The sequence below is a fragment of the Streptomyces sodiiphilus genome (assembly GCF_039529215.1).
Classification (GTDB): domain Bacteria; phylum Actinomycetota; class Actinomycetes; order Streptomycetales; family Streptomycetaceae; genus Streptomyces; species Streptomyces sodiiphilus.
This window is the reverse complement of sequence record NZ_BAAAMJ010000003.1, coordinates 132,717-142,033: the sequence shown is the minus strand read 5'-3', so window position 1 is coordinate 142,033 and position 9,317 is coordinate 132,717. Positions and strand designations below refer to the sequence as shown.

General features: G+C 72.4%; 9 protein-coding genes. 4 read left to right on the top strand and 5 right to left on the bottom strand.

Annotated features, from left to right (window positions below):
• The 3 genes from ABD299_RS02025 to serC form a co-directional block, all read left to right on the top strand.
• Positions 1 to 439: cytochrome P450 family protein (locus ABD299_RS02025; RefSeq protein ID WP_486388902.1), on the top strand; the 439-nt coding region annotated here is incomplete at its 5' end.
• Complete coding sequence (locus ABD299_RS02020; RefSeq protein ID WP_344258289.1) at positions 436 to 1,704, top strand: cytochrome P450 family protein; 1,269 nt, start codon at positions 436 to 438, stop codon at positions 1,702 to 1,704. The genes ABD299_RS02025 and ABD299_RS02020, both read left to right, overlap by 4 nt.
• 120 nt (positions 1,705 to 1,824) lie before the next feature.
• Positions 1,825 to 2,943, top strand: coding sequence for a phosphoserine transaminase (gene serC, locus ABD299_RS02015; protein ID WP_344258288.1), 1,119 nt, complete (start codon positions 1,825 to 1,827; stop codon positions 2,941 to 2,943).
• A gap of 110 nt (positions 2,944 to 3,053) precedes the next feature.
• Here the strand turns inward: serC and ABD299_RS02010 are convergent, their stop codons facing one another.
• From ABD299_RS02010 to ABD299_RS02000, 3 genes are all read right to left on the bottom strand, one after another.
• A complete protein-coding gene (locus ABD299_RS02010) occupies positions 3,054 to 4,514 on the bottom strand; it encodes an aldehyde dehydrogenase family protein (RefSeq protein WP_344258286.1) in 1,461 nt (486 codons plus the stop codon).
• A 360-nt stretch (positions 4,515 to 4,874) separates the two neighbouring features.
• Positions 4,875 to 5,768: an alpha/beta hydrolase family protein gene (locus tag ABD299_RS02005; protein ID WP_425581234.1), complete on the bottom strand. Its 894-nt coding sequence runs from the start codon at positions 5,766 to 5,768 to the stop codon at positions 4,875 to 4,877.
• A gap of 235 nt (positions 5,769 to 6,003) precedes the next feature.
• The gene (locus ABD299_RS02000) at positions 6,004 to 7,083 is read right to left on the bottom strand and encodes a hypothetical protein (RefSeq protein WP_344258284.1); all 1,080 of its coding nucleotides are present in this window, start codon (positions 7,081 to 7,083) and stop codon (positions 6,004 to 6,006) included.
• An 81-nt stretch (positions 7,084 to 7,164) separates the two neighbouring features.
• Between ABD299_RS02000 and ABD299_RS01995 the strand changes: the two genes are divergently transcribed.
• Entirely contained in the window at positions 7,165 to 8,148 is a 984-nt protein-coding gene (locus ABD299_RS01995) for an aldo/keto reductase (protein ID WP_344258283.1), read from the top strand.
• A gap of 239 nt (positions 8,149 to 8,387) precedes the next feature.
• On the opposite strand, the gene thpR is transcribed toward ABD299_RS01995, so the two are convergent.
• Both thpR and ABD299_RS01985 read right to left on the bottom strand, forming a co-directional pair.
• A complete protein-coding gene (gene thpR, locus ABD299_RS01990) occupies positions 8,388 to 8,966 on the bottom strand; it encodes an RNA 2',3'-cyclic phosphodiesterase (RefSeq protein WP_344258281.1) in 579 nt (192 codons plus the stop codon).
• A gap of 49 nt (positions 8,967 to 9,015) precedes the next feature.
• A complete protein-coding gene (locus ABD299_RS01985) occupies positions 9,016 to 9,258 on the bottom strand; it encodes a hypothetical protein (RefSeq protein ID WP_344258278.1) in 243 nt (80 codons plus the stop codon).
• Positions 9,259 to 9,317 lie beyond the last annotated feature (59 nt).

The window sequence follows — 9,317 nt, the reverse complement described above, 5'->3', positions numbered from 1 at the left end:
GCACAGCGTCGGCGAGGCCATGAACGAAGTGCTCTGGGAAGACACCCCCACCCAGATCCTGGCCGGCCGCTGGGCGTCCCGCGACACCCGGCTCGGCGGCCGGCACATCCGGACCGGGGACATGCTGCTGCTGGGGCTGGGAGCCGCCAACGCCGACCCCCAGGTCCGCTCCCCCGGCCCGGAAGGCGGCACCTTCACCGGCGGCAACAACGCCTTCTTCTCGTTCAGCCACGGCGAGCACCGCTGCCCGTTCCCGGCCCAGGAGATCGCCGAGGTCATCGCCCGCACCGGCATCGAGGTCATCCTCGACCGGCTCCCCGACGTCGAGCTGTCCGTCCCCGCGCACACGCTCGTCCGGCGCCCGTCCCCGTTCCTGCGGGGCATGTCGGAGCTGCCGGTCCAGTTCGCGCCCGCTCCCGCCACCGGAGGCACCCGATGAGCTGTCCCGTCACATCCGCCGAACAGCCCGGACTTCCCGACCCGGTCGTCCTCGACCCGCTCGTCGGCGACCTGACCGGCGAGACCCTGCGGCTGCGCGAGGCCGGGCCGCTCACCCGGGTCGAGCTGCCCGGCGGCGTCCCGGCCTGGACCGTCACCGGCCACGAGGAGGCGCGGCAGCTGCTGACCGACTCCCGGCTGGTGAAGGACATCGGCCGGTGGTCCGCGTGGCAGCGCGGGGAGGTGACCGAGCAGTGGCCGCTGATCGGCATGGTGAATCCCGGCCGTTCGATGTTCACCGCCGACGGCGCCGAGCACCGGCGGCTGCGCGCCATGACGGCACAGGCCGTCACCCCGCGCCGGGTCGCGCAGATGCGGCCGGTCGTCGAGGCCATCACGGCCCGGCTGCTGGACGACCTGGCCGAGGCCGGTGCGGGCGGGCGCCCGGTGGACTTCAAGGCGGTCTTCGCCTACCCGCTGCCGATGGCGGTGATCAGCGAGCTCATGGGCATCGACGCCGCGGGCCACCCCCGCCTGCACGAGCTGTACAAGGCGTTCTTCTCCATGCTCACCCCGCAGGACGAGCGGCTGGCGGTGATCGCCGAACTCGACCAGTTCTTCCGCCGGGTCGTCACGGCGAAGAAGGCCGAGCCGCGTGACGACCTGACCAGCGCCCTGATCCAGGCCGAGGAGGGCAACGGCCGGCTGACCGACGAGGAGGTCCTCGGCAACCTCAAGGCGATGGTCGCGGCCGGCCACGAGACCACGGTCAGCCTGCTGGTCAACGCCGTCCGGGCCCTGCTCACCCATCCGGAGCAGCTGAAGGCGGTGCTGAACGGCGAGGCCACCTGGGATGCCGTGGTCGAGGAGACGCTTCGCTGGAACACCCCCACCACCCATCTGCTGCTGCGCTTCGCCACCGAGGACATCGAGATCGCCGGCCGGGTGATCCCCCAGGGGGACGCGCTGGTCATCTCCTACCGGGCCATCGGCTGGGACGAGCGGCAGCACGGTCCGGCCGCCGACGTCTTCGACATCACCCGCCCCTCCCCCGTGCGGCACATGTCCTTCGGCCACGGCCCGCACATCTGCCCGGGCGCGTCGCTGTCCCGGCTGGAGGCGCGGATCGCGCTGCCCGCGCTGTTCGCACGCTTCCCCGGGCTGTCCCTGGCCGTCCCCGACGAGGAACTGCGCAACCTGCCGATCGTCACCCAGAACGAGCTCTACGAGCTGCCGGTGCGGTTGGAGGCAGCCGCGGCGGACTGACCCGCTCCTGGCGCGCGTCACCTGGACGGCCCCGGTGACGCGCGCCGTCTGCCGGGACGCATGTCTCAGCGAGCGGACGCCCGGGCGTGTCGGCGGCCGTCACCGGCTACGCTCCGTTCCGTGGCCGATATCCAGATTCCCGCTGACATCAAGCCCGCCGACGGTCGCTTCGGCTCGGGCCCCTCCAAGGTGCGCACCGAGGCGCTGGCCGCCCTGGCGGCGACCGGCAGTTCCCTGCTGGGCACCTCCCACCGTCAGGCCCCGGTCAAGAACCTCGTGGGCCGCGTCCGGGAGGGCGTGCGCGAGCTGTTCTCGCTGCCCGAGGGGTACGAGGTGATTCTCGGCAACGGCGGCTCGACCGCTTTCTGGGACATCGCGACGCACGGTCTGATCGAGACCCGGTCCCAGCACCTGACGTTCGGCGAGTTCTCCTCGAAGTTCGCCAAGGCGGCCAAGCTCGCGCCGTGGCTGGAGGAGCCGAGCGTCATCTCCTCCGAGCCGGGCACCCACCCTCAGCCGCGCGCCGAGGCCGGGGTGGACGTCTACGGGTTCACCCACAACGAGACCTCCACCGGTGTCGCCGCCCCGATCCGCCGGGTCGAGGGCGCCGACGAGGGCGCGCTGGTGCTGGTGGACGCCACCTCGGGAGCCGGCGGCCTGCCGGTGGACATCACCGAGACGGACGTCTACTACTTCGCCCCGCAGAAGTCCTTCGCCGCGGACGGCGGGCTGTGGCTGGCGGCCTTCTCCCCCGCCTCCCTGGAGCGTGCCGCCCGGGTGCACGCCTCCGGCCGGCACGTCCCGGAGTTCTTCTCGCTGCCCACGGCGATCGACAACTCCCGCAAGAACCAGACCTACAACACCCCGGCGCTGGCCACGCTGTTCCTGCTGGCCGAGCAGCTGGACTGGATCAACGGCCAGGGCGGGCTGGACTGGGCGGTGCGCCGCACCGCGGACTCCAGCTCGCGGCTGTACTCCTGGGCGGAGAAGTCCGGGCACGCCACGCCGTTCGTCGCAGACCCGGCGCAGCGCTCGCAGGTGGTCGGGACGATCGACTTCGCCGAGGGCATCGACGCCGCCGCGATCGCCAAGGCGCTGCGGGCCAACGGCATCGTGGACACCGAGCCGTACCGCAAGCTGGGCCGCAACCAGCTGCGGGTGGCGATGTTCCCGGCCGTGGAGCCGTCGGACGTCGAGGCGCTGACGCAGTGCGTGGACTACGTCGTCGAACGCCTGTGAACCGGCACTGACCGGCCTCGCGGNGTCGCAGACCCGGCGCAGCGCTCGCAGGTGGTCGGGACGATCTTCAGGGGTGTTCCCGGGCCGGTTTGTGTCCGCCGCCGTGCCGGTCAGAACGGGTAGTGGGCGTGCCGGGTGGCGAGGGTGATCCAGCGGAGGTTGCTGAACGACTCCACGCCCCACTGTCCGCCGAAGCGGCCGTAGCCGGAGTTCTTGAACCCGCCGAAGGGCGCGTGGGGCTCGTCGGCCACGGACTGGTCGTTGACGTGCACGATGCCGGTGCGGACGCGGCGGGCGACCCGCAGTCCGTGGGTCCCGTTCTCGGTAAGGATGCCGCAGGTCAGTCCGTTGTCGGTGTCGTTGGCGAGTGCGACGGCCTGGTCGTCGTCGTCGAAGGCGGCGATGACGCACAGCGGCCCGAACGCCTCGGTGCCGTAGAGGTCCGCCCCGGCGGGCACGTCGGTGAGAACGGTGGCCGGGTAGTGCGCCCCGTCCGGCTCGCCGCCGCCGGTCAGCACGGTGGCGCCCTTGCCGACGGCGTCCTCCACCAGGGCGGCGACGCGCCGGGCGGCACCGGCCGAGATGAGCGGGCCGACGACCGTGGTGGGCTCGTCGGGGCCGCCACTGGGCAGGGACTCCACCTTGGCGGTGAACCGGCGGGTGAACTCCTCGGCCAGCGACCTGTGGACCAGAACCCGGTCGCCGGACATGCAGATCTGTCCGGCGTTCATGAAGACACCGAAGGCGGCGGCGTCCACGGCGTAGTCCAGGTCCGCGTCGTCCAGGACGATGATCGAGTTCTTGCCACCGAGTTCCAGGAGGGCGGGCTTGATGTGCCGGGCCGCGTGCGTCCCGATGATCCTGCCCACCTCGGTGGATCCGGTGAAGTTGACGGCCCGCACCCGGGGGTCGGCGATGAGGTTCTCGGCGGTGGCGGCGGCGTCGGCCGGGTCGTTGGTGATGACGTTGAGCACGCCGTCGGGGAGCCCCGCCTCGCGCAGGACGTCGGCGACGAACAGTCCGCAGGCGAGCGGGGCGTCCTCGCTGGGCTTCAGCACCACAGTGTTGCCGGCGGCGAGCGGGGCCGCGACGGCACGGACCCCGAGAATCACCGGAGCGTTCCAGGGCGCGAAGGCGGCGACCACCCCGACGGGTTCGCGGACGGCCATGCCCAGTGCGCCCTCCTTCTGCGCCGACAGGACGTTGCCGCGCGGCGCGGTGACGGCGGCGGCGGCCTCGCGGAACATATTGGCGGCCAGCCCCACGTTGAAGTGGGCCCAGCCCCGGGTGCCGCCCACCTCGCCCGCCATCAGGTCGGCGGCCTCCCCGGCGCGGGATTCCAGCAGGCCGGCGGCGTCCAGCAGGATCTTGCGGCGGGCGAACGGGCTCACGGCGGCCCACGCCGGGAAGGCGGCGTCGGCGGCGTCGACCGCCCGCGTGATGTCCTCGGGGCCGGCGGCCGCGACAGTGGCGAACACCCCGCCGGTGACAGGGCTGATGTCGTCGGCCCTGCGGCCCGAGGCGGCAGGCACGTCCTTGCCGCCGATGAACAGTTCTCGGTTGATGGTCATGAGGGCGTCCTCGGTGCAGTGGTCGGCGCGCGGATCACGTGGGGCGAACGAGCGGAAAACGGGCGGAGGCGTTCGCACAGCGAACGATCGTTCGCAACCACTTGTCCGGAGTGTGCAGGCAAGCGCGCGGAAGGTCAATGGGGTGCAGGCGCATTCCTTCGCGTGTCCGGTTCAGCGATCCGGCCCGGAGCGCTCCCCCGTGCCCGTTCCCGGCACCCCGCAGGCGGAAGATATGGCCGCGCCCCGTCCGGCACCGCGCACACAGCGGTGACGGCCGCCCGGGGAGGGACGGCCGTCACCTGTGGTCATGCCTGCCGGCACCGGTCAGCTCTCAGCCGTCGGCGGTCCGGCCGTGCGCGGTCACCGCGGGCAGTTGCCCCGGATGTCCGAGATGTCACGGCTGCTGGGCAGCGGGCACAGGAACTGGTCGTAGCGGGTGTCGTTGTCCACGAACCGCTTCAGCCAGGAGATGCTGTACTTGGCGATGGTGGTGTTGGACACGTTCGGCGCGAAGTGCGAGGCGCCGCGGAGCTCCAGGTACATCCGGTCCGTACGGGACGACAGGCTCTCGTAGAGCGGGATGGCGTGGCTGCGGACCGAGGCGATCGAGTCCCGCTCGGCACCGACGATGAAGGTCGGGACGGTCACGCTGCCCCAGCGCTTCGACAGGTGCCACGGGGTCAGCGGGATGGACGCCTTCAGCGACGGACGGTTGTCGGCGGCCTCCAGCGCGCCACCGCCGCCCATGGAGTGGCCCATGACCGCGAGACGGCCGGCGTCCACCCGGTGCCGCTCGGAGCTGCGGTCGGTCAGGTAGTCGAGGGCCGCCAGCAGCTGACGGGCCCGGCTGCCGGGCTGGTCGAGGCGGGTGTTGGTGTCGATCACGAACACCACGAAGCCCTGGGAGGCGATGCGCGGGCCGAGCCAGTCCATGCTGGAGGAGGAAGCGGTGTAGCCCGGGGCGATGGCCACGCCGCCGAACGTCCCGTCGGAGGTGGTGGTCGGGTAGTAGATCGTCCCGCCGCCGAACCCGGAGGCGAAGGACGACACCCGGGTGCTCGAGGTGCGGTAGTGCCCGGTGCGGGCCTCGATGCTCGACTCCGTCGGGTCCGGCCCGCGCTGGTACTGGTTCAGCGTGCCGACGTCCGACTGCGTCGCGGAGGCCGAAGTGGCCTCACCGGCCGACGCGCTGGGCAGGGCGACCAGGCCGGCGCCGCCGATCGCGAACATCGCGGCGATGCCCAGCGAGAGCATCCGGCGACGGGACTTGCGCTTGTGCCGGCCGCCGGGGGCGGACTCGGCATCGTTCTTCTGCGGCTCCATGAGGTGCACTCCCTGTCAGGTGTGAGGGGTTGGGAGACAACACCCGTATGGTTCAGCCGGATCGCGGCACCCCGCATCGGCGAAATGACCGGCGTTCGTTACCGACCGGTTGGTCGGCGCCTCCGGAGAGGACTCGCATTCGGCCTCAATCCCCCTGCCCACCAGGTCACTTGCGCTTGCGGAGCGCGAACAGCAAAGCCCCCGCGAGCACCAGCCCGATCAGAAGAAGCGGGACTTCGCGCTCCCCGTCGGCGCCTGTGCCGTCCGTCCCGCCCTCCGCGTCCCCGCCGTTGCCGTCCCTCTCCTCCCGGCCGTCCGCGCGGTCCGTGCCGTCCCCGCCCTCCGGCTCCTCGCGGGCGCTGTCCGGCAGCAGCTCGTCGTCGAGGGCTACCGGCCGGACCTGGCTGCGCAGCCCCTCGGAGCCGAACATCAGGGTGCGGCCGTCCCGGGTGAACGTCACCGACTCCCCCTGCCGCTGGAGGGGGACGGTCACCGTGCCGATCTCCTCGGGCGGCCCGTCCGGGTCCCAGCGGTACATCTCCGCCGCGAAATAGCCGCGCAGCACCAGACGGGTGCCGTCCGGCGAGAACGCGCCCCCGGTCACCTGGAGTTCGGTGTCCGCCACGCGCCGGAAGACATTGACCCCCTCCGCCGTCAGCTGCTCCGGCCCCGCGTACAGGGCGCCGGTCGCGTCGCCCTTCTTGCTGGCGATGTAGACCCGGCCGGTCCCCGGATGGACCATCAGCGCTTCCGCGTCACGCGGCCCGTCCTCGTACCGCACGGTGTACACGACCGGGGTCAGAGCGACGTCGGCCAGCCGCTCCGGCTCGGGGAACCGGTAGATCCACACATGCGGCCAGGCGCCGTCGAAGTTGTCCCCGATGTCTCCCACGTACAGGTCGCCGTCCGGGCCGAGATGTATGGACTCCAGGTCCCGGCCCTCCACCCCCTCCAGCGTCACGGTGGCGACCGTCTGCCCGGTCGCGCTGTCCACCGCGTACACCCGCGGCGCGTAACCGCTGTCGTTGTGCGTCCAGTAGACGCCCGGGTGCCGCTCACTGGCCTGCAGGCCGCTGGACTCGGTGATCCGCTCGTCCTCGATGGTGAAGGGAGCGGTCCCGCCCCCTGTGTCGTCGGCCCGTGCCGTGCAGGCGGGCAGCAGCAGAAGCAGGGCCGGGAGGAGGAACAGCGCGGCGCGGGCGGCCGGACCGCGCGGAACAGCCGGAAAGGGCCGGGTGAGAGGCATACCCCCAAGCCTGCCATCGGGCCGCGCGCCGGCGAAGCGGCCCTTGCCCGGAGCGCACTCCAGGGCGTTAGCTGGGTTCCCATGAAATACACACAGCTCGGACGCACCGGTCTCAAGGTCAGCCGCCTGGTCCTGGGGACCATGAACTTCGGTCCGCAGACCGGTGAAGCGGACAGCCACGCGATCATGGATGCCGCGCTGGACGCCGGTGTGAACTTCTTCGACACCGCCAACGTGTACGGCTGGGGCGAGAACAAGGGCCGTACCGAGAAGATCATCGGAAGCTGGTTCGCCAAGGGCGGCGAGCGCCGCGACAAGGTGGTGCTGGCCACCAAGATGTACGCCAACATGGCCGCGACCGACACGGCCTGGCCGAACCACGACAAGCTCTCCGCGGTCAACATCCGCCGGTCGGTGGACGCCAGCCTGAAGCGGCTGAACACCGACTACATCGATCTCTACCAGTTCCACCACGTGGACCGGGCCACCCCGTGGGAGGAGATCTGGCAGGCCGTGGACGTCCTGGTCCAGCAGGGCAAGATCCTGTACGCCGGGTCCTCCAACCACGCCGGCTGGAACATCGCGCAGGCCAACGAGACCGCCGCGCGGCGCGGGTCGCTCGGCCTGGTCAGCGAGCAGTGCCTGTACAACCTCGCCGAGCGGCGTGCCGAGATGGAGGTCATCCCGGCCGCACAGGCGTACGGGCTGGGAGTCATCCCCTGGTCCCCGCTCAGCGGCGGGCTGCTCGGCGGCGCGCTGCGCAAGGAGCGCGAGGGACTCGGGGCCGGCCGTACGGCCCGCGCTCTGGAGAACTCGGCGCTGCGCGACAGGGTGCGGGCCTATGAGGATCTGCTGGAGAAGCACGGGCTGGAGCCCGGCGAGGCCGGTCTGGCCTGGCTGCTCACCCGCCCGGGCATCACCGGTCCGATCGTCGGGCCGCGCACCGTCGAGCAGCTCGACTCCGCGCTGCGGGCGATCGAACTGGAGCTCTCCGCCGACCTGCTGACCGGGCTGGACGAGATCTTCCCGGGGCCCGGCCCCTCCCCGGAGGCCTTCGCCTGGTGAGCCCCGCGGGCACCGGGNGGCCCGCCCCGGGCGGCCCGGTGCCCGGCGCACACGGCGTGCGCCGGGCCGGGGACGGGAAAGGCCCGAGCCGGGACAGGCCCGGGCCGGGAGGAGCCGGGAAGGGGATCAGCCGAAGACGGCGGCGACCGCCACGACGGCGAACATCACGACGAGCGCGGCGCTCACGATGCGGGTTCTGGTCTTCACGTTCACACCCTCAACGGTAACCGGCCGCCCGGTCAGCCGGTCAGCGGCCAGAGCGCTTCGGTGACGTACCGCGGCGAACGGCCCGCCTCCCGGGCCGCGGTGTCCGGCAGGCGGCTGCTGACCAGAGCCAGCTGCCCCGCCCGCCAGAGACTGCCCCGGAAACCGGCGAGCCCGGCGACGAACGGGTCCAGCGGCACCCGGTCCGACTTCTTCGCGAAGGCCAGCGTGAGGTGCGGACGGTACTCCGGCGGCTCGACCGGCGGAGGCACCCCGGCCAGCAGGCCCGCCGCCCTGGTGTCGGCCGCGAGCCGCCCGAGCGCCTCCCGGTCCCCCTCGACATCCGCCCACAGCACTCGCCCGGAGAACCGCCCGCCCCCGGTCAGCCTCAGCGGGAACGGCGCGTGCCGGAGCGCCACCTCGGCCAGCCGGTCCCGCAGGCCGGGCACCAGGGAGTCGTCCGTCTCCCCGTAGAACGCGAGGGTGATGTGCCGGCCCGCCGGATCGGTGCGGCGCAGCCGCTCCGCCCCGGGAAGCCCTCGCAGCTCCCGCTCGGCGGCCGACAGCTCCGCGATCGCCCCCTCCGGCGGCAGCACCGCCGTGAACAGCCTCATGCCCGCAGTATCCCGCCCCCGGGCGCGCCGGCATCCCTGCCCGCGCCGCTCAGCGGTAGAGATCGGCGGCGCCGACCAGCAGAACGCCGGGATCCTCGCCCGCCACCCGGCGCAGCTCGTCGGTGAAGCCGGCGGCGCTGAAGCAGACCAGCGCGGCGGTCCCGGCACCGTACCGGCCCTGCGCGACCAGCAGCGCACGGATGTGCCGGAGCCTGTCCAGATGGCCCAGGCCCATCACGTCGCCCCACTTCGCCTCGCCGAGGGCGAGAAGGGGCTGCCGGTTGTCGCGCACAGCGCTCGCAGCAGGAAGGTCTTGCCCTGACGGCGACGGCCCGAGACCACTCCGAGCGT